Annotated in this window: 23 protein-coding genes and 1 pseudogene; 13 read left to right on the forward strand and 11 right to left on the reverse strand. The window is 60.8% G+C overall.

Annotated features, from left to right (window positions below; all coding sequences use genetic code 11):
* Nucleotides 1-3 precede the first annotated feature (3 nt).
* From F6X62_RS21740 to F6X62_RS21760, 5 genes are all read right to left on the reverse strand, one after another.
* Complete coding sequence (locus F6X62_RS21740) at nucleotides 4-2,265, reverse strand: ATP-dependent DNA helicase (RefSeq protein WP_153774661.1); 2,262 nt, start codon at nucleotides 2,263-2,265, stop codon at nucleotides 4-6.
* The gene (locus tag F6X62_RS21745; protein ID WP_153774662.1) at nucleotides 2,262-3,914 is read right to left on the reverse strand and encodes a VRR-NUC domain-containing protein; all 1,653 of its coding nucleotides are present in this window, start codon (nucleotides 3,912-3,914) and stop codon (nucleotides 2,262-2,264) included. The genes F6X62_RS21740 and F6X62_RS21745 overlap by 4 nt, the downstream gene beginning before the upstream one ends.
* Nucleotides 3,915-3,992: 78 nt before the next feature.
* The gene (locus F6X62_RS21750; RefSeq protein ID WP_153774663.1) at nucleotides 3,993-5,363 is read right to left on the reverse strand and encodes an aminotransferase class I/II-fold pyridoxal phosphate-dependent enzyme; all 1,371 of its coding nucleotides are present in this window, start codon (nucleotides 5,361-5,363) and stop codon (nucleotides 3,993-3,995) included.
* Nucleotides 5,363-6,703 carry a hypothetical protein gene (locus tag F6X62_RS21755; RefSeq protein WP_153774664.1) on the reverse strand — a complete coding sequence of 447 codons (1,341 nt, stop codon included), beginning with the start codon at nucleotides 6,701-6,703 and terminating at the stop codon, nucleotides 5,363-5,365. Before F6X62_RS21755 ends, F6X62_RS21750 begins: the two co-directional genes overlap by 1 nt.
* Nucleotides 6,704-7,177: 474 nt before the next feature.
* Entirely contained in the window at nucleotides 7,178-8,200 is a 1,023-nt protein-coding gene (locus F6X62_RS21760) for a zinc-dependent alcohol dehydrogenase family protein (RefSeq protein ID WP_063544696.1), read from the reverse strand.
* Between the two features lie 209 nt (nucleotides 8,201-8,409).
* Between F6X62_RS21760 and F6X62_RS21765 the strand changes: the two genes are divergently transcribed.
* Nucleotides 8,410-9,324, forward strand: a complete 915-nt coding sequence (locus F6X62_RS21765; protein WP_054893748.1) for a LysR family transcriptional regulator — start codon at nucleotides 8,410-8,412, stop codon at nucleotides 9,322-9,324.
* A 540-nt stretch (nucleotides 9,325-9,864) separates the two neighbouring features.
* Here the strand turns inward: F6X62_RS21765 and F6X62_RS21770 are convergent.
* The 3 genes from F6X62_RS21770 to F6X62_RS21780 are packed head-to-tail and all read right to left on the reverse strand — an operon-like array spanning nucleotide 9,865 to nucleotide 11,145.
* On the reverse strand, nucleotides 9,865-10,617 hold the full coding sequence (locus tag F6X62_RS21770) for a gamma-glutamyl-gamma-aminobutyrate hydrolase family protein (RefSeq protein ID WP_153774665.1): 753 nt from the start codon (nucleotides 10,615-10,617) through the stop codon (nucleotides 9,865-9,867).
* Nucleotides 10,618-10,671: 54 nt separating this feature from the next.
* Nucleotides 10,672-10,914, reverse strand: a complete 243-nt coding sequence (locus F6X62_RS21775) for a hypothetical protein (RefSeq protein ID WP_153774666.1) — start codon at nucleotides 10,912-10,914, stop codon at nucleotides 10,672-10,674.
* Between the two features lie 21 nt (nucleotides 10,915-10,935).
* Nucleotides 10,936-11,145, reverse strand: coding sequence for a hypothetical protein (locus F6X62_RS21780; protein WP_153774667.1), 210 nt, complete (start codon nucleotides 11,143-11,145; stop codon nucleotides 10,936-10,938).
* A 524-nt stretch (nucleotides 11,146-11,669) separates the two neighbouring features.
* Here F6X62_RS21780 and F6X62_RS21785 point away from each other — a divergent pair.
* From F6X62_RS21785 to F6X62_RS25715, 4 genes and pseudogenes are all read left to right on the forward strand, one after another.
* Nucleotides 11,670-12,179, forward strand: coding sequence for a ferritin-like domain-containing protein (locus F6X62_RS21785; RefSeq protein WP_153774668.1), 510 nt, complete (start codon nucleotides 11,670-11,672; stop codon nucleotides 12,177-12,179).
* A gap of 559 nt (nucleotides 12,180-12,738) precedes the next feature.
* Nucleotides 12,739-14,073: an acetamidase/formamidase family protein gene (locus tag F6X62_RS21790; protein WP_153774709.1), complete on the forward strand. Its 1,335-nt coding sequence runs from the start codon at nucleotides 12,739-12,741 to the stop codon at nucleotides 14,071-14,073.
* Nucleotides 14,074-14,355: 282 nt separating this feature from the next.
* On the forward strand, nucleotides 14,356-14,787 hold the full coding sequence (locus F6X62_RS21795; RefSeq protein ID WP_306109884.1) for a RidA family protein: 432 nt from the start codon (nucleotides 14,356-14,358) through the stop codon (nucleotides 14,785-14,787).
* A gap of 52 nt (nucleotides 14,788-14,839) precedes the next feature.
* Nucleotides 14,840-14,938 (forward strand): annotated as a pseudogene (locus F6X62_RS25715) (transposase); the annotation flags it as partial.
* A 117-nt stretch (nucleotides 14,939-15,055) separates the two neighbouring features.
* Here the strand turns inward: F6X62_RS25715 and F6X62_RS21805 are convergent.
* Nucleotides 15,056-15,805, reverse strand: a complete 750-nt coding sequence (locus tag F6X62_RS21805) for a creatininase family protein (RefSeq protein ID WP_153774670.1) — start codon at nucleotides 15,803-15,805, stop codon at nucleotides 15,056-15,058.
* Between the two features lie 406 nt (nucleotides 15,806-16,211).
* Here F6X62_RS21805 and F6X62_RS21810 point away from each other — a divergent pair, with 406 nt between their 5' ends.
* On the forward strand, nucleotides 16,212-16,952 hold the full coding sequence (locus F6X62_RS21810) for a response regulator (protein ID WP_153774671.1): 741 nt from the start codon (nucleotides 16,212-16,214) through the stop codon (nucleotides 16,950-16,952).
* Nucleotides 16,949-18,286 (forward strand): HAMP domain-containing sensor histidine kinase, encoded by a 1,338-nt coding sequence (locus tag F6X62_RS21815; RefSeq protein WP_153774672.1) that lies wholly within the window; start codon nucleotides 16,949-16,951, stop codon nucleotides 18,284-18,286. The genes F6X62_RS21810 and F6X62_RS21815 overlap by 4 nt, the downstream gene beginning before the upstream one ends.
* 8 nt (nucleotides 18,287-18,294) lie before the next feature.
* On the opposite strand, the gene F6X62_RS21820 is transcribed toward F6X62_RS21815, so the two are convergent.
* Entirely contained in the window at nucleotides 18,295-19,110 is an 816-nt protein-coding gene (locus F6X62_RS21820) for a helix-turn-helix domain-containing protein (protein WP_153774673.1), read from the reverse strand.
* A gap of 104 nt (nucleotides 19,111-19,214) precedes the next feature.
* On the opposite strand from F6X62_RS21820, the gene F6X62_RS21825 reads away from it, so the two are divergent.
* The 4 genes from F6X62_RS21825 (at nucleotide 19,215) to F6X62_RS21840 (ending at nucleotide 22,931) form a co-directional block, all read left to right on the forward strand.
* Nucleotides 19,215-20,426 carry a CynX/NimT family MFS transporter gene (locus F6X62_RS21825; RefSeq protein WP_153774674.1) on the forward strand — a complete coding sequence of 404 codons (1,212 nt, stop codon included), beginning with the start codon at nucleotides 19,215-19,217 and terminating at the stop codon, nucleotides 20,424-20,426.
* Nucleotides 20,427-20,506: 80 nt separating this feature from the next.
* On the forward strand, nucleotides 20,507-21,877 hold the full coding sequence (locus F6X62_RS21830) for an ATP-binding protein (RefSeq protein WP_306109883.1): 1,371 nt from the start codon (nucleotides 20,507-20,509) through the stop codon (nucleotides 21,875-21,877).
* Complete coding sequence (locus tag F6X62_RS21835) at nucleotides 21,874-22,245, forward strand: response regulator transcription factor (protein WP_153774676.1); 372 nt, start codon at nucleotides 21,874-21,876, stop codon at nucleotides 22,243-22,245. Before F6X62_RS21830 ends, F6X62_RS21835 begins: the two co-directional genes overlap by 4 nt.
* 26 nt (nucleotides 22,246-22,271) lie before the next feature.
* Entirely contained in the window at nucleotides 22,272-22,931 is a 660-nt protein-coding gene (locus F6X62_RS21840; protein ID WP_153774710.1) for a response regulator transcription factor, read from the forward strand.
* Between the two features lie 85 nt (nucleotides 22,932-23,016).
* Here F6X62_RS21840 and F6X62_RS21845 read toward each other — a convergent pair whose 3' ends face one another.
* Complete coding sequence (locus tag F6X62_RS21845; protein ID WP_153774677.1) at nucleotides 23,017-23,280, reverse strand: DUF2790 domain-containing protein; 264 nt, start codon at nucleotides 23,278-23,280, stop codon at nucleotides 23,017-23,019.
* 456 nt (nucleotides 23,281-23,736) lie between these two features.
* Here F6X62_RS21845 and hxsD point away from each other — a divergent pair, with 456 nt between their 5' ends.
* Together hxsD and hxsB are read left to right on the forward strand one after the other, a co-directional pair.
* Nucleotides 23,737-24,036, forward strand: a complete 300-nt coding sequence (hxsD, locus tag F6X62_RS21850; protein ID WP_112898107.1) for a His-Xaa-Ser system protein HxsD — start codon at nucleotides 23,737-23,739, stop codon at nucleotides 24,034-24,036.
* A complete protein-coding gene (hxsB, locus tag F6X62_RS21855) occupies nucleotides 24,033-25,520 on the forward strand; it encodes a His-Xaa-Ser system radical SAM maturase HxsB (RefSeq protein ID WP_153774678.1) in 1,488 nt (495 codons plus the stop codon). The genes hxsD and hxsB overlap by 4 nt, the downstream gene beginning before the upstream one ends.
* Nucleotides 25,521-25,523: the final 3 nt, after the last annotated feature.

The raw sequence follows: 25,523 nt of genomic DNA on the forward strand, positions 1-25,523 counted from the left end.
GGCTCAGTTGATAGCGGTCTGCCACCAGATGGGAAACATCTGTTGTACCCGCGGCTCATTGAAACGCTCATCGATCAGGAACAGCACGCCACGGTCCTGGTCGCCGCGAATGACCCGACCGGCCGCCTGGATTACCTTGCGCACGCCAGGGTACAGGTACGCGTAGTCGAACCCGCTGCCAAACTGCCGGGCCAGACGTTGCTTGAACTGCTCGTTGACCGGATTGACCTGAGGCAACCCCAGGGTGGCGACAAAAGCACCAATCAATCGGGTGCCTGGCAGGTCCACCCCTTCAGCGAAGGCCCCACCCAGCACGGCGAAGCCTATCCCTCGCCCATTCGCCACGAAACGCGCCAGGAATCCCTCGCGTGCGGCCTCGTCCATGCCCGGCGCCTGACGCCAGTACGGCACTTCAGGATAGCGATCGGCAAACAGGGCCATTACCTGCTCCAGATATTCGAAGCTGCTGAAGAACGCCAGGTAGTTGCCCGGCTGACGCTGGTACTGCTCGCCGATCAGCCCGACAATCGGTGCCAGGGACGCATTGCGCTGCTGAAAACGGGTCGAGATCTCACTGACGATACGCACCTGCAGCTGCTCGGCACGAAATGGCGCGGCCACGTCCAGCCAGGCGGTATCTGCCGGCATGCCCAGCAAGTCGGCGTAGAACCGTCGTGGCCCCAGCGTCGCCGAAAACAGCGTGACACTGCGCGCCGCAGCCATGCGTGGGCCGAGCAGGCGCGCGGGCACCACATTACGTAGCGTCAGCGTCGCCAGACGACGGCTGCGCGGGCCGTTGCGCAGGCTGATATCGAACAGGAAATGCTCATCGAACAGCTCGGCCACACGGCTGAACTGCAGAGCCTGGAAGTAGAACTGCAGGACCTGCGGCTCGATGTGCGCAGGCGCCTGCTCCATGCCCTCCTGAATCAGGCCGATGCATTGTTGCAACGCCCGCAGGAACGCCTCGGGCAGTTGCTCACTCGCCTGGTACGGCGCCACCTGAGCCTTGTACAGCGCATTCCACTGGCGATTGAGGCGCTCCAGTGCACCGCTCAAGCCCGCCGGTTTGGTCTTGCGCAAGGCCAGCAGCTGTCCCTGGTCGAGGCTGGCGCTGTACATGGCGCGCCCGCGCTCCACCAGGTTATGCGCCTCGTCCACCAACACGGCAACCCGCCACTGGTTGAGCTGGGTGAGGCCGAACAGCAGCGCATGGGCGTCGAAGTAATAGTTGTAGTCAGCGACCACCAGATCGACCCAGCGCGCCATCTCCTGCCCCAGGTAGTACGGGCAGACCTGGTGTGCCAGCGCGACCTCGCGCAACCCGGCCCGGTCGAGCAACACCACCTGAGAGGCCGCTTCGCGAGCCGCTGGCAGCCGATAGTAGAACCCCTTGGCCAGCGGGCAGGACTCGCCATGACAGGCACTGCCCGGGTATTCGCAGGCTTTGTCCCGAGCGATCAACTCCAGCGCTCGCAGGCTGGGCTGTGCGGTGGTGTCGGTGATCTGACGCAGTGCATCGAGCGCCAATGCCCGGCCTGGTGTCTTGGCGGTAAGGAAGAACAGCTTGTCCAGTTGCTGCGGGGCCATGGCCTTGAGCAGCGGGAACAGGGTGCCGAGCGTTTTGCCAATACCGGTGCTGGCCTGGGCCATCAGGCAGCGGCCGGTGGCCACCGCCTTGTACAGGGTCTCTGCCAGTTGGCGCTGGCCCTGGCGAAACTGTGGATAAGGGAACGCCAGCCCCTGCAGGTCGTTGTCCCGCAGGCGCAGCCGTGCGGCCTGGGCCTGTGCCCAGCCAAGAAAGCGCTGGCACAAGGCCTCGAAGAACTGCTGCAACTGTGCGGCATGATGCGGCTCGCTGAACAAGGTCTGCCGGTCGCTGTCGACATCCAGGTACAGCAGCGTGACCTCGATCCGCTCCAGCCCACGCGACTGGCACAATAGCCAGGCGTAGACCCGGGCCTGCGCCCAGTGCAATTGCCGGTGGTTGTCCGGCTGGCGGTCGAGACTGCCACGGTGAGTCTTGATTTCTTCCACACGATTACGCAGCGGGTCGTAGCCATCGGCTCGCCCCCGCACCCGCAATCCCTGGTACTCGCCCTCCAGCGACACCTCCGCCTCGTAGCCAGCCCCGCGCCGGGCAATGACCCGCCGATGGCCATCGATGCCCTGCTGGGCGGTGGGCGACGGCGTAAAGCGCAAGTCCAGGTCGCCGACCTTGGCAGCAAACTCACACAGCGCGCGCACCGCCACACTCAGACTCACCGCGCAACCTCGCACCACCGCACATGACATACCGCGACCGGCATGCCGTGCTCACGGCAGAAGTCCAGCCAGCGCAACTGGTTATCCTGCAGGCGATCACCCGGCCCCTTGACCTCGATCATGCGGTAGCGCCCTTGCCCCGGCCAGAACTGGACGAGGTCGGGCATGCCTGCGCGGTTGTTGCGAATATCCTGCAGCAGGCGCTGGAAACACCGCTTCAGATGCTCGGCAGGAATGCAGGCCAAGGCCTGTTCGAGCAGCACCTCATTCAGTACCTGCCAGAACACGAACGGTGACTGCAGGCCGTGCTTGGCGGCAAAACATTCGCGTATCGCCTGTCGGTAGCTGCCATCGTCGAGCCGCCCCAGACAGGTTTCGAACAGCGCGGCGCGGCGCGTCAGGAAATCACTGTCGTGCAAATCCTGCGGCGCCGCCTGATAAGGGTGAAAGAAAGCGCCGGGCAGTGGCGCGAAAATCGCCTCCCAGCACAAGAGGCCGAACAGGCTGTTGAACAAGGTATTCTCGACATAGTGGACCTCCCCGTCAGCGTGCGCCAAGTGCAAGCGCACCGCCTCCTCCACACCCCGTTCGGCCATTTCCACGGGCAACTCCAGTTCGATGAGCGTTTGCGCGGCAGGCGACGGGCGGCGTCGGGGCGGCCCTCCGAGCTTGCGTGCAAGGCGCGGCAGCATGCGCGCCAACGCCTGGCTCTCGAGAGGATTGGCCACGGTCTGGGCCATGTGTGACGCCAGTGCCTGCGCCCTCTGCCACTGCTCGCTGCGCTCGAGCACGCGCACCTGACGAATGCGCGCCTCGGGATGGTCGAGCCCATCGTAGACGCTCAAGGCCAGGTCCCACTGCCCAAGCCGCTCGCAGCGCTGGCCAATTGCAAACAGCAGACGTGCACGACGCCGGGCCAGCCAGGGATTGGTGCTGTCGACCCGTTCCAGTGCCTGCAGCAACGTACTCGGCGCCTCTCCCTGCTCCAGACGCTCGGCGCAAGCATGCAAGGCCATCGCCAGATCGACCTCATCGCGCTGGCGCAAGGCGCGTGAATCCGCACTGAAGTTCACCTGCTCGTAGCGCAGCACGCCCAGATCGGCCAGTACGAACTCCGACCAATCCTGATAAAGATTGCCAAAGAACAACAGGCGCAGGCGGTCGCACAGGGGTTGCAGGCGCCATTGCAGGATCTGCACCGGCGCCTGCGCGAACCAGGCAGAAAGAGGCCTGCCCGGCAGATCCAATGGCAGCAGCGTGGCCAGCAACTGGGTCTTGGTCGCGCGAGGATGGGCCAGGTGATCGGCAAAACAGGTGAGCAGTTCGTCCCGGCGCAACAAGGCGAACAGCTGTTCCAGACCCAGTACCGGCCTCGGGCAGACCCATCCCAGGGTGAGCAAAGGCTGCAAGGCCGCGTCCGTGTCGCCGATCTCGGCATACTCAAGCCGGTCGCCGCGAAACAGCTCGCCTTTGCGCATGACCATGCGCACCAGCAGTGCCTGCGTCGGCTGGGCTAGCCCGCTGAAGACTCGAAGAAAGTCTTGCTCGTGCGGGTCAAGGATATCGGCGTATCGGTGTTCGACCCACCTCAGCACCTGGCGGAAGTTATGCAGGTAATAGAGCGGATCTTCGACGGAATGGGCAATCACGGCATGGCGTCGCAGGCTGGCATGAGCACTGGTTATACATACAGATACAGCCGCCTGGCAAGCGCGCCGGATCGACGGTCAGTCCGACCTGTCCTTTGCGTTGGCACGCAAGCACTGCAACCGCTGCCCGAGTTCCCCGAGTGCATCCTCCAGCTCGCCTGCATCGTCCCCCTGCCAGGCCAGCAGCAGGTGGCGATCGTAACTCTCTTGCAAACTGAACAGATTTCCAGGCGCCGCCAGCAGCGCCGGGGTACTCGAGGCCTCCAACAACTGACGCACATCCACTGCCAAGTCCAGGCGACACCAGAGCACACGTCCGCCTTCAGGCACGCTGAATGCCAACAGGCTGCCCAGATGCTGTTCGACGGCATGGCATAAAATCGCCATGCGCAACTGCAGCCGGTCGCGCATTTGCTGCAGATGACTGTCCACATCACCTCGGGTCAGCAGACAGGCCACAGCCTGTTGGCGCCGAGGGGGCAACACAAAGCTGCGGCGCACGAAAGCCTCACACACTGCTGGATGCCGACTCAGCACATAGGCATAGGGCGCTTCGGCACCGATCATTCCTTCCAGCGAACCCATGACCAGCAGCCAGTGCGGATCGACCCAGTCGCGCAGGCGTGTCGCAGGTGGCGCGGCAAAACACTGCTCGCTATCCAGGTCATTCTCCAGCAGCCATGTCGGATATCCCGCGAGCAGACGCGCCACTTCACGCTGTTCCTCCAGCGACATCAGGCGTCCGGGAGGTGTCGCCAGACACGACGGCATGAGCAGCAAGCGCACGGTTTCATGCTTGAACAGCTGCGCCAAGGTACCCAGGTCCAGCCCCCCCTGGTTATCCAACGGCCACTCGATAACCCGTATTCCCAGCTGTTGCAAGACCTGCAACTGCTGCCAGCAACAGGGCGTCGCCACCAGCACCGCGCCGCCCTGCAAGTCCAACGCAAGCAGCAATGTCTGCAGCAGCGCCTGGACATCCGTCGCCAGATGCACGTCCTCAGCCCGCCAGAACTGCCTGGAAGAACGGGTATGGCGGGCCGCCAGCGCACTGCGCAACAGCGCGTTGCCGGTCTGCGTCGTCGCGGATTGACGCGCCAGACGCCGCTCATGCGCCAGCAACAGCGGCTCGAGCGCCTCACATGACAATGGCGGGAGAATGAACGGTGCGCACTGGCCAGATCTCGCAATTGCCCTCGGCGCACTGGCGCCCCCATCGGCTGGCACCAGTGCAAAATATCCGGACTTGGGCACCGAATGTACCCGTCCCTCGCGCTCCAACAGGCTGTAGGCATACTGCACCGTGGCCAGGGAAACCCGCAGGCGCCGGGCCAGGTCACGCAGCGATGGCAAGCGCGGGTCCCCTCCCTCGCAGGCATGGCTGATCAGCGTTTCGAGGTAGCGATAGACCGTTTGATAGGCGAACTCGCGCCGCACGGAACGCCCCATCAACTGGCGACCTGCGCCATCTCGGCCCGGGGCGAGAGGCGCCCCAGCAATCGCAGCCGCACATCGCGCCGTGTCAGCTTTGCCATCAGGCGAGATGCCGTCTGCGGGAGCTCACCCGAATAAATGACCCGCAACTGCGCCAGGCTCAGCCCGCTGGTGCCAATCAGCCAATGGACCACGGCTTCCGGGCAGGGTTGCCCCTGAAGCGCGCGGTGCAGATAAGGCAGTGCGACACGCATGGCCGGGTGACAACGCTGCAGGAATGCCGGCAATCCACGGCCCTGCTCGGCGAACGGGGCGTACAACAGACAGGTCAACTGGTTGTCGTCGATCGCAAACGCCTCCTGAAACAGGTGCCTGCCCTCCCCCGAGCGGACGGCGTCGCACTTGTCCAACTGCCATTGATCACGCAGCCGCTGCAGGTGTGTCAGGTACATCGGGTCGAAAAACGCGGCCAGCGGCTCTTCACAAGCCGACACAGGCAACTCGATACCCAGCATGTGAAACAACGTGTCGTCCGCTCGACTGTCGTTGATCAGATCATCGACCGCGATCACTCGCAAGGTTGCCTCGCTCTGGCATGACGGAACTCTTGCCTCGACATGCTCCGTCGGCTTGGCAGCCAGCGTTCGCAGGCGCCCCAGCGTTTCGCACAACACCGCGGCGCACTGGTGCATGGCATGGCTTCCGCGCTCGCCGGTCAGGCGCATGAGCGTGCGACTCCACGCCAGGTACCGACGCCGCTGCCGCACCGGGATCGCCGTGACCAGCGCGCTTGGGAGCGTCCCTTGGGACAGGACGCAGCGCAGCGTCTCGGCCAGTTCAAGGTACAAACGGCTGCCTAGCAAGGATTCTGGGCGCCCGGCAGCAAGATGACCGAACGTCAGCAGCGCCTCGCGCTCCAGCGGTGTGCCGGCAACCGTCGCGGCGTGGCGGCTGAAAGGCTGCAGTTGTTGGCCGCCAGCCAGCAGTAACTCCACACGGGGGTCATCTTGCAGGAACAGTGCATTGAAGGTGCTCTCCAGGCTGCGAAGCACTGCTGGCCCCGGTGCGGGCTGGCACGCGACCACTACTTGCAGGCGAAAGGTATCGGGCGCTCGCAGCGCAATGCTCAGTTGCGCAGCACGTAAAAATGCCAGCAGGCGTGTGTTACATCGGTCATGCCCGTGTATGACCAGCACGCGAAAGTCCCCGATGTACTCCACGCCACCTGCCGCCACCAGCAGACGCTGGATCAGCAATTGCACGCAGGCCCGTTGCGCCTGGGACATATGCTCCAGCAGACGATCCAGTACTTGCTGATATATGTAGTGCATGGCCTGCTCATGGATATTACTCATATAGTCCACTCCATTCCTTGAGCACAAAGAAAGCCGGCATTAACCGACGTAAGAAACAAGTCGCGATTCACTTCAAAGAACTTTCCCACAAACCGTTAGGAGATTTCTAAGCAGCAACAGGCCGGCATTCATTGGAAGCAAAGGCATTTGCCATGCCCCTGCATGCGCCCTGTGCCTCACCAGCAGTGGCCACGTACTTGACTCCGCCGAGCCGCGCCAAGTATCACAGCGCCATTATCGAGGGTTGTCGACTGAATAAAAGATACAGATCCTGGTAAAAAAACCATTCAGTAGAGCAGCATTGATCTACAGACAATAAAGAAAAACCCAAGCATGGAATCATGACCGCAGTGGCAATTAACCGTCGTTGCCGCGGCAGTGTTATTACGTCGGATAGTTATTAATTTTTTGTAGGAAATATCAGAAAAAAACCGGGCCTAAGCCCGGTTTTTCATGCAACTCGACGCGCTGGAATCACGCAGATCCCATGTCCAGCACAATCCGCCCACCACATGGGCATTCATCCATCAGGCGATGGGCCTCGACAACCTGCTCGAACGGGTAGACCTTGATGATCTGCGGCGTCAGCAGCTTGTCGGCGGTGAACTGGTTGATGTCTCGCAACGCCCGCTGCAGCGCGACCTGGTCCTGGGCAATACCCAGCTCCGGCTTGCCGGTGAAGTTGCCAATGCAGTGCACGTAGAACTGGATGTTCTTCTGGAATGCCGCACAAGCCGGGAATGGCGTCTGGTTACCACCCTGCAGGCCGTACAGCACCAGACTGCCACGCGGCGCAAGCACATCGCCGAGCAGCGACATCTGCGGCCCACCCATGCCGTCCAGGACCATGTCCACACCGCGGCCATCGGTGTATTTGCCGATCTGCATCAGCAGGTCCTGCTCCTCGGTGACGATCACCTTGTCAGCCCCCAGGCCCAGCAGGTATTCACGCTGCTCCGGCTCCTTGGTGGCGGCGAACACCTTCAGGCCCAAGGCCTTGCCCAACTGCACGAAGGCGGGCCCTGCGCAATGGCTGGCATCGGTAACCAGCGCCGTCTGCCCAGCCTTGGCCCGCGCCAGGTCGACGTAGGCGAAGTAGGCGATCAGCAGCGGTGTGTAATGCACACTGGCCTCGACCGGGGTGAGGTGCTCGGGATAGCGGGTAATGGCCGTGCGGGGGAGCACGATCACATCCCCATAGACCGGATGCTCATTGGGGCTGGTCGCCGGGAAACTGGCGACACGGTCGCCCACGACGATATCGTCGACACCCTCCCCGACCTGCGTGACCACCCCGGCCATTTCGTGACCGATCCCTGCCGGCAGGCGCGCCTGCGACGGTGCCAGGTTCTGGCGCCAGAGCACGTCATACCAGCTCAGGCCGATGGCCTCGACGCGCACTTGCACCTCGCCCGCTGCGGGAGACGGCTCGGCCTGCTCCTCGCAACGGAGCACATCGGCCGGGCCGAACTTGTGGAAACGGATCATGCGGGACATCGCATACCTCGCCTTTGTGAACCTCGTATTACCACGGACTTTATCCGGGCTTTGCACGTTAGACCATCAGTGGCCGTTAATAGTCGACATGCCTGTCATTGATTGGGCTACGGGCAAATCGCTGCATTGGCACCCGTAAACCCGTGCAGGGTAACAGCCTTTGGCCTTAATATTCACCCCGACCCACCTGAGCAAGGCGAAACGCACCGATGAATCGTAACGACCTGCGCCGCGTAGACCTCAACCTGCTGATCGTGTTCGAGACGCTCATGCATGAGCGCAGCGTAACCCGTGCAGCCGAAAAACTGTTTCTCGGCCAGCCGGCGATCAGTGCGGCACTGTCACGTCTGCGCAACCTGTTCGACGATCCACTGTTCGTCCGTACCGGGCGCAGCATGGAGCCCTCGGCTCGCGCCCACGAGATCTTCGCCCTGCTCTCCCCGGCCCTGGATTCGATCTCCACCGCCGTCAGCCGCGCCGCTGACTTCGACCCAGCCACCAGCACCTCGGTCTTTCGCATCGGCCTGTCGGACGACGCCGAGTTCGCCTTGCTGCCGCAGTTGCTCAAGCGCATCCGCGCCGAAGCGCCGGGCATCGTCCTGGTGGTACGGCGGGTCAACTATTTGCTGATGCCGACGCTGCTCGCCTCTGGGGAGATTTCGGTGGGTGTGAGCTATACCGCCGACCTCCCGGCCAACGCCAAGCGCAAGGTGCTGCGGCGCAGCAAGCCGAAACTGCTGCGCGCCGACAGCGTACCGGGCAACATCACCCTCGACGACTTCTGCGCCCGTCCGCATGCACTGGTCTCGTTCGCCGGCGACCTCTCCGGCTTCATCGACGAAACCCTCGAGGAAATCGGTCGCAAGCGTCATGTGGTGCTGGCCGTGCCGCAGTTCAACGGCCTCGGCACCCTGCTCGCCGGCACCGACATCATCGCCACGGTACCGGACTATGCAGCAGAAACCCTCACCGCCGCCGGCGGCCTGCGCGCCGAAGACCTGCCATTGGATGTGCGTACCTTCGAACTGCACATGGCTTGGCGCGGAGCGCAGGACAACGACCCGGCGGAGCGGTGGTTGCGGTCGCGGATACAGATGTTCTTCGGCGACCCTGACAGCCTCTAGAGAACAACGTCACCGCGCATGCGCTTCGTGCTCTTCTGGGCCTGATGTAATCGTGCAGAGAGGTGCGAGAACCGCTCACCAAACAAGCCATTGAGGCCATGCGTAAGTATCACGAGGTTAAAGCTGCGGGCTAGGAGTTCTACCAAGCCAGGGCGGGCATTGATCGGCTTCGATGCCGCCCGTTGGTTGACGTGCCGCGAGCCGCCAGTCTGTGGCCTTCTGAATCCGAAAAAAAGGCCCGCATCGAGGCGGGCCGAAGACCTGATGTGGAGAGTCGAACCAACTCTACAACTGTTCTGACGAACGCAATCATCAATGGTTTTGCATATCCGCGTCCCCCTCCGACGGGCGGATAACCCTTGATTGCCGCGGCATGGGTTGCGCTGGCGCGCTAACCGTCCCCTAGTCGGCCAAGTGCTGCAGTCTGATGAAAGTGGGGGGGCGCAGAGGGAGATGCTGAAGCCCCCAGTAGAGGATCTCCTCCCAGCGTTGCTGGCATTGCGAAATGCCCGTCCAGATTAAAGACCGATCAGATGGAGACTACCTGAGCCGTTGCGCAGCTCGAGCTCGGCAAGCGGCTCCAAACGCCGCGAAAATCGCGCGATATTGCGGATAGAACATCACCTGCCACTCCGGATGCCACTGGACCCCAAGGGCGAATGAGCGACTGTCTTCCACCGACAACGCTTCGACGAGGCCATCCATTGCCACAGCCTCAATGCGCAAACCTTCACCGACCCGTTCTATACCTTGCCCATGTACCGAGTTGACTTCGATCACCTCGGGAAACCCCAACCCGTGTAACACCCCACCTGATCGTACCGTGAGCCTGTGAGCGGGCGCGTACTGGTCTTCAATAGGTTCGTTGCTTGGGGGCTCATGCTCTACCCCAGGTTGATGGAGCTGCTGAACGAGCGTGCCGCCGAACGCCACATTCATCTCCTGAAAACCCCGGCACACGCCTAGCACTGGCAGTCCTTCTTTTATTGCCGCACGCCAAAGCGGTAGCGTGAGGTGATCACGAGCAGCATCTTTTTTAGTACCTGGTGGGCTCGGGGGGCCATCGTAATGGTGAGGCTCGATATTGGACGGTGAGCCGGTGAAGAACAGCCCATCCAGTCCATCGATTATGTCTGCGATGTTCAGCAACTCTGGAAACATCGGCAGAATCAACGGTAATCCATTGGCAGCAGTGGCTACTGCCCGGGCATTCTTGTCGTCATTCAATTGCACTGCATGCGGGCCGACCTTATAACTACAGGCCGTCACCCCGATTATTGGCAGCCGTGACATCTTCTCCCCCTAGTCATGTCTCCTGTCGGTGCAGCCGGTGCGCATGGCTGCCCTCTAGTAATCAGCACCGGCAATTGCTTTGAGAAAGGCCTTGTCTGCGAGCTTGCGCAGGTCTCGCCATTCGCGCCAGTCCACCAATCCAAGGCGGTCCATTTCGTCGGCTTGACGCAGCAGTTCTTCATGATGGGTGCTGGGGCAATCACGTCTTTGCTCCACGTCGTCGTAACGCAGAAACCATCTATTGATCGCAACGAGTCGGCGCTCTTCCTGGTCTATCTGTCCGCTGATCGCGTTCATGCTGATAACCCGTCAGGGTTGCTAGTGGTGTCCTGGCGATGTGCCGAGCTTGTGGTCATGCACGACACGCTGAACTTGCACATCGATGAACGATGACGCTTCGTTACGAAGCAAACCCTGCAAATACTCGTGCGCAGCCTCGCGAGTAAGGCCCTCCTGGTGACTGCGGAACTCGCAGGTGTCCGGTTGGTTGTCGAAGATGTAGCTGATCAAGTACAGGTAGTTGGCCATCTTGAGGATCCCACGGCAAAGATAGAGTGAGACGCGAATCTACTGGGTTGAGCCTGACACAGTGGCATCCGTTCACCCCGATTGACGATTGGCGTATCCGCAACGGTTCCATGGGCCGTACGTCCGTGGTCATTAGAGCTATGGTTTTCAGCCCCCCGACGGCGACTCGGTCCGCAGCTTCATGGCTTCAAGTACCGAGCGATCGGGAGCTGACAGCTCTACCGAAGCAGGGCCGTCACCACCATCAACGGATTTTCGACGTACTCCCACGCCTCCCCTTAATTCCAAGGGGCCCACCGTCTGGTCCACCCTACATATTGAAATACTTATTGGTGGATAGGCGTGTTGAAGAAAGAATTGGGTGCAAAGCGCAATCAAAAACGAACGGGACAAGCGAGAAAGTTCAGATCGGCTATGCAAATAAGCCCACCCAAATAGTCTGCGCGCCAAACCATTCGTCAGGCCACTTGAACACGTGCTGGCGACAGAAATTTTCAATTACTCTGGCATAACGGAGAACTATCATGACTCAGCCTACCGAGAACCTTCTTGATTGGTTGCGCGACGCCCATGCAATGGAACAGCAAGCGGAAAAAATGCTTAAAGCACAAGCGGAACGGCTGGAGCATTACCCAAAATTGCGCGAGCGTATTGTTCAGCACATCACCGAAACCGAGGGGCAACAGCGATTGCTAGTTGAGTGCATTGAACGGTTGGGAGGAAGCACCTCAACCCTGAAAGATCTGGCAGGAAAGCTTATGGCGTTTGGACAGGCTGTGGGCGGTATGACGATGAGCGATGAAGTGGTCAAGGGCGCGATGTCCGGTTACGTGTTTGAAAATCTAGAGATCGCTTCTTACACGGTGCTTATTGCAGCGGCCAACTTCTCTGGTGATGAGCTTACCGCAGAAGCCTGCCGGTCGATTTTGAAAGAAGAGATCGCCATGGCTGACTGGTTAAGGGAGCACCTGCCCGAAATAACTCGAGCGTTCCTTAGCCGCTCGGCTACACCCGGGGAGGAAGCGAAACGGTGAGCAGCGCTCACGGCCGCATGCTCATGCGTGCGGCCCAACACACTAATTGAAGGGCCGAAGATGAGAAGCTCAAAGAGGATATGGCGCCGGCTTGAGCATAGTTAAAAAGGCATGCGAAATTGCACACTGGTAATGCAACATAAACAATTAATCTCCCAATTAGATGCCTGCATTACCGCCCGTTTGATTATTACCGGTGCGAGGCCAAGGGCAGAAAAGCTCCGAGCATGTTCAGCACTCCTTGAATATACAAAGACTGGCACTGCCAAGCCGCAGTCCTGTAGCGACCATGCTCGCTCCTGCAGCCGTGTGTGTTCCCGTTGCAGGATAGTGAATTAAGTTTTGTTTGGCAGAGAAGTACCGCGGCCCGACGCGACGAGATCTTCTGTCGCGTGTATCGCAATGTATCCACGCAGCCCTCCGATACAGTCCCCGTAATTTCCCACCTTCCCCGAACACAAAGTAGATACAAAGCTGCGCTGAACTATGCAGGCTGTTTGACCCTTCTCGGGCTGCCTCAGCCGGCAGCCGTTCGCTTTTGATTCCCAAGGGGACCACAATGACAACGCCTGTTCCTGATTCCACCCTCAATGTCACGCCGGTCGACCGCCTGCGGGTCGATCAATACACCCATGGAATCATCGGGCCGAGCCTGGCTATGCTCGGCCCGCTGGCTGATGGCGGCACCCTGATCACCGGCACGCCGCCGGGCTGCTGGGGACCGATGATCACCCCAGCCTTCGAGGGCGGCCATGAGGTGACGCAACCGGTGGCCATTAACGGCGCTGAAATCGGCGATGCCGTGGCGATCAAGATCAGAACTATGCGCGTCACCTCCCTGGCCACGTCGTCCGGGGTCATGTCGTTCGTCGAGGGTCGCTACAATGGTGATCCGTTCGTTTCCAAGTTCTGCGCCAATTGCGGTACCGAACACCCGGCCAGCCATGTCGAAGGCATCGGCGAAGACTCGATTCGCTGTAACCACTGCGGCGCCGAAGTCAGTGCGTTCCGCTTCAGCCATGGTTACGTTATCGTGTTCGATGCGCAGAATCAGGTCAGCCTGACGGTCAATCAGGACATCGCCAATCGTCTGGCCGGCAAGGCGTCTGAAATGTCAGCACTGCCGGAATTCGCCGCCCAGCATTCGATCCTGTCCCTAGCCCGCGCCGATATCCCTGGTGTCGCCGCGCACATGCGGCCGTTTCTCGGCAATATTGGCACCCTGCCGGCGCGAGACTTGCCCGATTCCCATAACTGCGCGGATTTCGGCCAGTACCTGATCAGCGCCCCGCACCGTTTCGGTATGACAAGAGAAGAGCTGCACGCGGCCAAGACCGATGGCCACATGGACACCAACTCGGTCCGCGAGGGTTGTGTGCTGATCTGCCCGGTGAAAGTGCCGGGCGCCGGGGTGTACATGGGCGACATGCACGCCCAGCAGGGCAACGGTGAAATTGCTGGGCATGCCACCGATTGCTCCGGGGAAACCGAAGTGGTGGTGGAGGTGGTGAAGAACCTGACGCTGGAAGGTCCGATCCTCCTGCAAAACATCGATGATCTGCCGCCGATGGCGCGGCCGATGAATGCCCGTCAGCGCGCTGATGTCCGTGCGCTGAGCGAGCACTGGGGCCAGCAGGAAATCGAGCAGAGCGGTCCGATCACCTTCATAGGCAGCGGCGAAAATCTCAACCTGGCTGTGGAAAACGGCCTGCAGCGCGCCGCTAATGTCACTGGCCTGCCGTATGACGAAATACTTAATCGCGCGACCATCACCGGCTCCATCGACATCAGCCGCCTGCCCGGTACGGTGCGCGTGACTTTTCTGTGCCCCATGAGCGTGTTGGAACGCATGGGCATCGCTCATCTGGTGCGTGAGAAATACGATTTGGCGTAATGGCCTGGTCCGAGGCCGAGCCGTTAGCGCCCGGTGATACCGATTCATTGCTGGAGCGTCCGTTGACGGTATCGCCCCAAGGCCTGCCCCTTGGCATAGAGCGTGTCTGATCGGCCCGGTGACACACAGACTTACCAGGCAGATCAAAATCGAAATCATCTGGATACGCTAGTGAAATTGGCTGGCGCCCTACCCTAATATTCAGAGGTTGCTGCCATGATCAGTCGCTCGAAACTCAAGACCGCACGCATCCCCACCGGCTGGATATCAGCTGTCGCCTTGATCGCACTCCATTCCCAGTTTTCAGCGGCTGCGACTTCACCTGCCGGCGATGCGGTCGTGACAACCACAAATGCGCCAGCCGCCATAGGGCCCTATTCACAAGCGATTCGCGCTGGAGATACGCTGTATCTTTCAGGGCAACTGCCAATTGACCCGGCTACCGGAAGCCTGCCTATAGATGACACTATCGAATCACAGACTCGGCAATCACTGGACAACATCAAATCCATTCTTGCAGCCGACGGGCTGAAGATGAGCGACATCGTGTCCACCACCGTCTACCTCACGGACCTGGAAGATTTTGGCAAAATGAACGAGGTGTATGGCACCTATTTTTCAACTGCCTATCCCGCCAGGGTCACTGTTGGAATCACACGCCTGCCGAAAGGGGCGAAGGTCGAGATCGCATCGGTTGCAAGCCGACATGAATAATCCAAGGCCGAGCCAAGGAGCTCGACCTTCACCTCTTTAGCTGTCTAACTGTCAAGGCTACAGCCATGCCGAAGCGGCCCGTTCGCAAGGCTTGTTCGAGTCGGCACTGCGCCGATGGGTTAATCAGCTTCAGCAGGAGCGCGGCGGCGTTCTTTGCCGAGTTGGGCACAATGTCGATAGCCTGGTAAGGACGGTCATCACACTGGGTCTGGCCCCCTGGTTCAGCCAGCCCAGCACCGAAGACCTCGGAGAATGTTACGGGATCATTTCACGCCGGTGTGGGTTCGTTGGTGAACTGGTCCACGACCTTCACCAACCCCTGAACAGCCATCATCACCAACTGCCGGCCCTTTTCCGGCGAAGCCTGGCCTGGGTCAGACCCCATTCGCCCGTCCGGGTGACGCGCGCGAAAATCCAGCGCCTCGCGGATGGGACCCCAGTTGGCGATCTGGGGTGCATAGTCGGCTGTCTTGATACACGCTGGGTATGCCCATTGGGTCACGGCAATTTCCGACGGCGTGGCATGGATGCCATGCCCGGTCGGGAACTGTTCCTTGACTAGCGCTTCCACCCCGTCCAGATCCCACCAGTTGCACAGCTTCAAAGCAAACCCTGCCGGCCGGCGGGCAAAGCTGGCCTCGGTGTAGATTTCCGAAAACGCAGCCTCGATCGAGGCCACGTTGCCGCCATGGCCATTGAGAAAGAGGATTTTCTCGAAGCCATGCACCGCCAGCGAGCGGATCCAGTCGGTGATAGCGGCAATGAAGGTCGATGGTCTGAGCGAGATCGTGCCGGGGAAACCGAGATGGTGCTGGGCCATACCGATGTTGAAGGTCGGGGCGATAAGGATGTCGGCCGTCTTCTGCGCCTCAAAAGCGATGATTTCCGGGCACATCCAGTCGGTACCCAACAGTCCCATCGGCCCATGCTGCTCGTTGGAGCCGATCGGGATGACGATGGTTCGGCTGCGCTGTAGGAATCGTTCGGTTTCAACCCAGGTCGATTGATGTAGGAGCATCTTGGTTTTCTCTTGGGAAAGGTGGTTGACCGGTTACGCCTGCCCAGTGATAGCACCCTCACACCTGGCCCGACAGCATACGAAGGTATCGATGCCGCTCCCGCAATCCGCGGCTAATAACAGCTAACAGCAAATAACGGGCAGTCCGCTGCCTGGCGCCTCACGCTGGAGGCCAGAGTACGGATCACGAGAATTACCCAAGCTGAGTGTCGAAAAATTTCTGTACAGCGCGCCCCCAGCTCTGCTGGTGCAGGCGGCCAACCGGAATTGCCCCTCCCCCAAGGCGACACGGGACAACATTACCGTGACGCTGAGCCTTGCACCGACACCTTGATGCAATAGCGCAACACTCAAGCAACCGCTAGAAGTGCGTGCCTCAAGGTTCAAGACGCAAAAGGTAGCGGAGATGGAACATGTGGATCACATCCTGATCGTAGATGACGATCGCGAGATCAGGGAGCTGGTGGGCAACTACCTGCGCAAGAACGGCCTGCGCGCCACCGTCATGGCCGACGGCAGGCAGATGCGCAACTTTCTGGAGTCAAACCGTGTCGACTTTATCGTGCTTGACATCATGATGCCTGGCGACGATGGCCTGGTGCTCTGCCGCGAACTGCGTGCCGGCAAGCACAAGGCAACGCCAGTGCTGCTGCTGACCGCGCGCAACGAAGAGGCCGACCGCATCGTCGGCCTTGAGATGGGCGCGGACGATTACTTGGTCAAGCCTTTCGCCGCCCGCGAACTGCTGGCGCGCATCAACGCGATACTGCGTCGCACGCGCATGCTGCCACCCAATCTGATCGTCAGCGAGGCCAACCGGTTGCTGGCGTTTGGCGCCTGGCGGCTGGACACTACGGCGCGTCACCTGCTCGACAGCGAGGACACCATCGTGGCCTTGAGCGGCGCGGAATACCGCCTGTTGCGGGTATTCGTCGACCACCCACAGCGGGTGCTGAGCCGCGACCAGTTGCTCAATCTGACCCAAGGCCGTAATGCCGACCTGTTCGACCGCTCGATCGACCTGCTGGTCAGCCGCCTGCGCCAGCGCCTGGGCGATGACGCCCGCGACCCGGCCTATGTGAAGACCGTGCGCAGCGAGGGCTATGTGTTCTCCTACGCTGTGCAGATCCTGGGAGAACCCGCATGAAGCCCACGCGCTGGCCACGTACCCTGGCCTCCCGACTGTCGCTGATCTTCCTGGTCAGCCTGGTGATCGCTCACGGTCTGTCTTTCGGCCTGCAGTTCTATGAGCGCTACCAAAGCGCCAAGACCCTGATGCTGGGCAACCTGGAGCAGGACCTGACCACCACCGTGGCCATGCTCGAACGCCTTCCAGCCGAAGAGCGCCAGGCGTGGCTGCCGCGTTTCGTACACCCCAACTATCGTTACCAGCTGGATGAGGGCTTACCCGGCAAGCCTCTGGACATGGCGTCGTCGCCCGAATTCGTGCGATCCATGGAGGCGACCCTGGGCCGCGAGTACACCTTGAACTATATCCAGCTGGAAGACCTGCGCCCTCACTATCAGGCCCACTTGCGCTTGCACGACGGCAGCCCCTTGACCATCGATGTGCGACCTTCAATTTCACCGCTCTCAGCCTGGCTGCCGCTGGTGCTGGTCGGCCAGTTGCTACTCCTGCTGGGCTGTACTTGGCTGGCGGTGCGCACGGCTATTCGCCCGCTGACGCACCTGTCGAAAGCCGTCGACAGCCTCGACCCAAACGGCGCCGGCACACGCCTGGATGAGTCGGGCCCGGTGGAGGTCGCCTACGCCGCTGTCGCCTTCAACACCCTGCAAGCACGCATTGCCGCCCATGTGAAAGAGCGCATGCAACTGTTGGCGGCCATCTCACATGACCTGCAAACGCCCATCACGCGCATGAAGCTGCGCGCCGAGCTGATGGACGATTCGCCCGAAAAAGACAAGCTGTGGAGCGACCTGAGTGAAATGCAGCATCTGGTCCAAGAGGGCGTGGCCTACGCCCGCAGCATGGATAGCTCGACCGAAGTAAGCCGCCGCATCGATGTGCAGGCTTTCCTGGAAAGCCTGGTGTTCGATTACCTCGACACCGGCAAGCACATCAACCTGGACATGGCTTGCGAGGCTGTACTCGACACCCGCCCCCATGCCCTGCGCCGGCTGCTGGTGAATCTGCTGGACAACGCCCTGAAATATGCTTCAGACGTCGAGATCGCGGTAACGAGACCCGGCGCTGGGAGCCTGTCCATCCAGATTCTTGACCGTGGCCCCGGCATTCCCGAGGAGTTGCTGGCCGAAGTGCTCAAGCCTTTCTATCGCCTGGAGAGCTCACGCAACCGCGACACAGGCGGAACCGGGCTCGGCCTGGCCATCTCCCAGCAACTGGCGATATCGCTGCAAGGCACGCTGGTGTTGCGCAACCGTGATGGCGGAGGGTTGTGCGCTCAGTTGAGCCTCCCTGCCCTCGTTACCGAGCAGGTCAAAGCGTTGACCAACAGCTGACACCGTCTTCAGCGCGCAGCCATGAACGCACTGGGCGAATCACCCATCACCCGACGGAACATGCTGCTGAACGCGCTGACGCTGGAATAACCGAGCGCCTTCGCAACGACGCTGATCGCCTCGCCATTGTCGAGCCGGTCCAGGGCGCTGGCCAAACGTACCTGCTGTACCCAGCTGCGGAATGTCATGCCGGTCTGTTTGAGGAACAGACGGATCAGCGTGCGCGAGCTGGCTCCGACCTTGTCCGCCCAGTATTCGATGGTACGGGCATGCCCTGGTGCCTCAAGGACCGCATTACAGATCACCAACAAGCGTCGATCGGCCGGCCAGGGAATCTGCAGCGGCAAGGTCCGGGCAGACTCCAGTTCACTGAGGATCAGCGCGACCACGTGGGCATTACGCCCCTCAAGCTCATATTCGATGGGTTGGCTGGCCAGTATCAGGATCAGCTCGCGCAACAGCGTGGAAACCTCTAGCACCCGGCAGCGTTCACCGTAGCGGGCGGCGAGATCGGCCTGGATGTAGATAGAGCGCATGCTGACCGCACCCAGCATCAGCTGGTCATGCACCACGCCCGCCGGGATCCACAGGGCGCGCCTGGGTGGCAAAAACCATAGCCCGTCGTCCGTCGCCACGCGCATGACACCATGAGTGGCGTAGAGCAATTGGCCGTGGCGGTGGGTATGCGGTGCGTTGTAGGCGCCGGCGGGCTGGTTGCGCAACAGCGCCGTCATCGGCAGCGCGACGTCCTGATAGTCGCGATAGTCCTCACTACGCCCACACAACGCATCGGTGTCGTCGCGCGCCCGTGCTTCTTTGTTCATCTCATACCCTTTGAGGTTGTCACTTGGCCGATACATTTTGGCACTTATCATCGCCAATGCCTCGTTACGATCCTTTGCAACCACCCGATACAAGGCGCGTCAACATGGCATCCGACAAACATCATCTACGGGCCATCATCGGTCTGCTGGTGCTTTCCCTGGCACTGCGCCCGGCGATCGTCTCCATCGGCCCGATCCTGCTGCCGATCCAGCAGCACTTCGGCCTGAGCTTCACCCAGGCAGCCTTGCTAACCGCCATCCCGGACGTGTGCATGGGCCTCATGGCCTTGCTGGCACCCAGCCTGGCCCGACGTCACGGCACCGATCGCTGCGTGGTTGCCGCACTGGTTCTGCTCGGCGCCGCCGGCCTGCTGCGAGCGCTGGCCGGCACCACGATGCTGCTGTTGTTCAGCACCTTCCTGGTCAGTGTCGGCATCGCCATCGCCGGAGCGCTGATCGGTGGCTGGATCAAAACACACTTTCCCCAGCGTCCGGCATTGTTCATGGGTATTTACGCCGCCGGCCTGAGCGTCGGGGCCAGCCTGTCAGCAGTCCTGACCGCGCCCATTACGGCGCTTGCGCAAAGCTGGCGCGTAGGCAGCGGGATTTGGAGCATGCTGTGCGTGAGCGCGGTGCTTAGCTGGCTGTGGATGGGCAGGCGCGGCGTAAGCACTCCGATAGTCGCACCGCTCGACAACCAGCCGACCAGGTTGCCCTGGGCCGAGCCGCAGGCCTGGCGGGTAGCGCTGCACTTCGGCGCCAGTCAGTTCGTGGTCTATGCGCTGTTCGCCTGGCTGGCGCCGGCGTCCAGTGAACGGGCGCTGACATCCCTGCCTCCCGGCATTCTGCTCGGCCTGTTCACTGCGGTGTTTGCCATAGCGAGCATTGCCGCCGGAGTGGTTCCCGGTAACCCCGAGGACCGTCGCGGTGTGCTGGCGCTGTCGACCTTGCTTGCCCTGGCCGGCGCTGCCGGCATGGCTTTCGTCCCTGCCGCAGCGCCGACGCTTTATGTGCTGCTGGTCGCTACCGGTCTGGGCATGGGTTTCACCGTGGGCATGACGCTGCCACTGGACCATGCGCAAACACCTGCGCAGGCCAGCGCCTGGACCGTTTTCATGCTGTTCATCGGCTATCTGATCGCCGCACTGGGGCCCATCTGCTTCGGCGCCCTGCGCGATTACACCGGCAACCATGACCTTGGGTTCGAGCTGCTGTTTGCCGTGCTCGTCTTGATGCTGTGCCTGACCACGGCGCTCAAACCGGCCCGCTCAAGCGCAGAAAGATTGAATCAGCTAACAGAAGCTGACAGGGCATAACTGGTGGTCGCCAACATCGGCCCTCACTCTGGGAACTCGCCACTCTGTGCGCTGGCAAGTCAGTGGCATCGGCGTGGTACTTGCCATCGGGCGCCTGTGCGGAATTCTTCGCCCAGCGTGGCCTGCTTGCTACTCGAGGCCCAGTGGACATCACAGATCTGCTCAATCTGTACACCGCCGGCCTGCTGCTGGCGTCCCTGCTGGTCTGGTGCAGCTACCGGTCGCGCAGTGACACCCAGGTAACTATCGGTACATTTCCCGCCGCAGTGCACGCTCACTCGGCGGCGCACGCAACACAGAGAACCGCCATGCCCAACGAACCAGACCTAAGCCACCTAATCAATGCCGTGCCCGGCTTCGTCTGGAGCGCCGACGGCAATGGCGAGGTCAATTTCATCAACCAGCGCTGGTGCGATTACACCGGCATGTCGCAAGAGCAGGCACGTGGCCAAGGCTGGACCGCATCGCTGCACCCGGACGACGCCGGAGGACTGCAGCAGTACTGGGTGGCCTTGATGCAGGCCGGCACGCCAGGTGAATACGAAGCTCGGCTACGGCGCCACGACGGTGCCTTTCGCTGGTTCCTGATCCGCGCCGTGCCGCAACGTGATGACACCGGAGCAGTGGTGTGCTGGTACGGCGAAAACACCGATATCGAAGACCGCAAGCAGGCTGAAGAAGCGCTGGACAAAGTCCGATCGGAAATGGCCCACCTGGCACGGGTAGCAAGCCTCGGCGCGCTCACGGCCTCCATTGCTCATGAGGTCAATCAGCCGCTGGCAGGCATTGTCACTAACGCCAGCACCTGCCTGCGCATGCTCGGTGCCACCCCACCCAACGTCGATGGCGCGATGGAGACCGCGCGGCGCACCATTCGTGACGGCAACCGTGCTGCGGATGTGATCAAGCGCCTGCGCGCCTTGTTCGCCAGGCAAAGCGTGATGACCGAAGCAGTCGATGTAAACGAGGCGGCGCACGAAGTCATCACACTGCTGCTCGGCGAGCTACGGCGCAACGGCATTGCGCTACAGGTGCAGTTTGCCAAGGGGCTGCCAGCGGTCATGGGGGACCGCGTGCAACTGCAGCAGGTGATCCTCAACCTGATCATCAACGCCATCGAAGCCATGCGCAAAGCGGCCGGCACCGCACGGCAGCTGCTGGTGACCACGGTTCTGGACGGCCAACATGGCGTGCACCTGGCTGTACGCGACAACGGCAGCGGTTTCGACCACCAGGCCATGGAGCGCCTGTTTGAGACGTTCTACACCACCAAGGAATCCGGGATGGGAATCGGCCTATCCATCAGCCGCTCGATCATCGAACGCCACAATGGGGAGCTCTGGGCCACACTCAATGATGGCCCGGGGGCAACCTTTCACTGTGCCATTCCGTTGCCGACAGCCAGCAGCGAAGCAACAGCCGACGGTGTCACCAAGGAGGTTAACGGATGAAAGGGCCCTTGCTCGTAGCGGTGGTCGATGACGACGAGTCGGTCCGCGAGTCGCTGCCCGACCTGCTTAGAGAGTTCGGGTTCGCGGTAGAAGCATTCGCCTCGGCCCAGTCTTTCCTGAGCGCGTCTGGCCTGCAGCAGATCCGCTGTCTGATCCTGGATGTGCTGATGCCCGGCATGTCAGGCCCGGATCTGCTCCAGGCCCTGCAAGCCTGCGGCCACGCCATGCCGGTGATCCTCGTCACCGCCAACACCGATGCTTGCCGGGACCCGCGCCGGCAGGGCGCCGGCGTGATCGACTGCCTGGCCAAGCCTTTTAGCGAGGCACAACTGCTCAAGGCACTGAGTGCCGCGTTGCCGGTTGGTTGATCAAGGAATTCAAAGGAACTGACCGGATGATCGCCCGCCCCCTCACAGCCCCCGTGACGGCCACTGCAACGCCTGTGGTGTATGTCGTGGACGACGATATTTCCGTGCGCGAGTCGCTGGAACCGCTGATCCGCTTCGCCGACTGGCAGCCGCAGCTGTTCGCCTGTGCCCAGACCTTTCTCGCTCACCCCCGGGAGGTCGTGCCCAGTTGCCTGGTGCTGGATATCAATCTGCCGGGCCTGAACGGCTTGGACTTGCAGGCCAACCTGACCGGCGCGCAGCCGACCATGCCGATCATTTTCATCACCGGCTACGGCGATATTCCAGGCACGGTTCGCGCCATGAAGGCCGGCGCGCTGGAGTTCCTGACCAAGCCGTTCGACGCTGACATTCTGCTCGCGGCCATCAGCGCCGCGCTGGAAAAAAGCCGCAGCGCGCTGGAGCGCGAAGACCATCTGCACGATCTTCGCATGCGCCATGCGTCATTGACCCCTCGCGAGCGGGAGATCATGAACCGGGTGGTGGCTGGCTGCATGAACAAGGTCATCGCCGCGGACCTCGACATCAGCGAAATCACGGTAAAGGCCCACCGCGGCAAGGTCACCCGCAAGATGAAAGCACGTTCGGTGGCTGAGCTGGTGCGCATGGCGTCACAGCTGACGGGGCCCACTGCTGACGAGCAGTGAGCCCCGCGCCTGCGTGGCAGGGTGGTTCCGGGTTTACCAATTCATGGCTGCGCTCCCTGTAGACGGATCGAGTCGGTTGTAGATTTCAGTTTTCACCGATGCAGTTGCTGGAAAGGGTACGGTAGTTCATCACTTGGGTCTGATTGTGCGAGTCGAGGTAGGTCAGCCGGGCATTGACCGGTCCGCAGGTCGGCGCATCATCCTGGCTGGTCGACACCACCTTCTTGATATCCAGCGGAGTGCCGTAGGTGTAGTTGCGCACGTTGTCGGCCGCTTCTGCGCGGGCAGCCAGGGTGCAGACATTCAGTGCGGCGAACAGGCAGGCGGCGTAGACGGTTTTGCGGTTCATGGTCGGGTTCTCCAGGCTTCAATGGGCTGTTCGTTTGAACCGAGGCGTTGCTGCTTCGCTTCGATGGAGCCCATTTAAAGCCGGCAAAGTACCTGGCCTGTGTCACGAACCTGGGTTAATCAATCACAAGGTATCAACGCCGCCTGCCAATACGCTGTGATACAAACCCGCCGACACTGCTCGATCTAAACCAAAAACGAATCTGTCGAGCAGACTGCGGGCGTCCAATCACCCCAAACCCCGGGTAGCGGAAAATCTCGCTAAGCGCTCATCCATACGAGCGCGCTTGCCCAGAACCATGAGCCCTAACCCCTGTCCTGTATTGATGCCGAAGTCTCGATGAACGCGCAATCCACCACCCTGAACAAATTTGCAATGTAAAAAATGATGATGGCATAAAGCCTCTTCAATCGGCAAAATCCACACGTCCTCGAAGGATTTGAAGGAGCGATTCCGATGACATGGCCAGTCACGCTGAAACTCGACAGCGCAGCGTACCCGCTCAGCGTGGCGCAACGCGCAGCTTATTCCCTGGCCGACACTGTCACGATCCAGGTCGGTATTGAAGCCAATCAGATAAGCCTCACAGCCCATCCTGCTGAAGTGAGACTCACGCTGTCCCCGGAGCGGGCTCACTCGCTGATCCTCCAGCATCTGAACGACTTCGCGTTACGCGACCATATCAACCGCGAAACAGCAGGGTTGCGCGAAGCCTTGGTCCGAGCCGCCTTCGTTGGATGTGGGATTTCGCAGTGACACTGATCGCGACAGACGCCAAGCAATACCGCTTGCTGCCTTTTCGATTCATGCGCATGAATACGGGACATGATCGTGACATCCTGCTCACCTCCGATACCGGTGAGTACATGCACGTGAACGACGCGCAACTACGAGCCCTCAGTTACTTCGACGTTCCAGCAGGTACGTCTTTATATAAGGACCTGCTGGCCCGCCACTTCATCTATGAACCAGGCCGCCACGATCCACTCCCGGAAATGGCCGCGCAGTATCGCAGCCGCAAGGACTTCCTCTTCCAGGGCCCTGCACTGCACTTGTTCGTGGTTACATTGCGCTGCAACCACACCTGCCAGTACTGCCAGGTGTCGCGTGCCCCTGTGGGAGGAACCGGTCACGACCTATCGGAAGCGGATGCACAAGCGGCGGTCGATCGCCTGTTCGAATCGAATGCTCCCGCCCTGACTGTGGAGTTTCAAGGTGGCGAACCGCTTTTAGCCTTCGAGCGCGTCCGCCAGATTGTCGAATGCGTCGTTGAACGGAACGTGGTCGAAAAACGGGATATCCAGTTCGTCATCACCACCACGCTGCACCACCTGACGGAAGAAATACTCGACTTCGCAGAACAGCATCGCATCCAGTTTTCGACCTCGCTCGACGGGCCAGCGCCCCTGCACAATGCCAACCGCCCTACTCCGTCACGAGACTCCTACGAACGCACTGTAAAAGGCATCCAGTGGGTCCGTGAGCGCCTAGGCCATGATGCGGTTTCCGCGCTGACCACGCTGACTTCAAGAAGCCTCGAACAACCTGAAGCGATCATTGATGAGTATGTTAGTCAGGGCTTCTCCAGCATTTCGCTTCGGCCTCTGAGCCCTTATGAGTTTGCCATCAAGAGTGCCCATCGACTTGATTATCCTATTGAGCAGTACCTGGCCTTTTACAAGAAAGCACTGGCCTATTTGCTGCACATCAATCAACAGGGCGTATACCTCTCTGAGAGTTATACGAGTCTGTTACTGAAGAATATCTTGACCCCTTTCTCCTCCGGCTATGTAGACCTGCGCTCCCCTACTGGCGCTGGTACTGCCGCGCTGGTTTACAACTATGACGGTTACGTCTATCCCTCGGACGAAGCCCGAATGTTGCTGGAAATGGGAGAGGACGGCTTGAGGCTTGGCACCGTCCAACAACCCTTGTCTGAATTGCTCGCATCGCCCGTTATGAATGCGTTGCTCGCCAGTGGTGTTGCAGAGGCGCTGCCTGGCTGCTCCGATTGCGCACTTGTCCCATACTGTGGTGCTGACCCCATCGAACACTATGCCCGCCAAGCTGACCCGATCGGGCACAGAGTGTTCAGCAACTTCTGCAAGAAGAACATGGGGCTGCTGAAGCATCTTTTCGGCCTGCTTTGCGATGGCGACGACACCGTGCAGAGGGTGCTGCTGTCTTGGCTAAACAGGCGCTCTTACAACGATGTCCGGTTCCCGGGTTACAGGGGCTGAAGG

This window comes from Pseudomonas sp. MNR3A (assembly GCF_009650575.1).
GTDB lineage: Bacteria > Pseudomonadota > Gammaproteobacteria > Pseudomonadales > Pseudomonadaceae > Aquipseudomonas > Aquipseudomonas machongensis.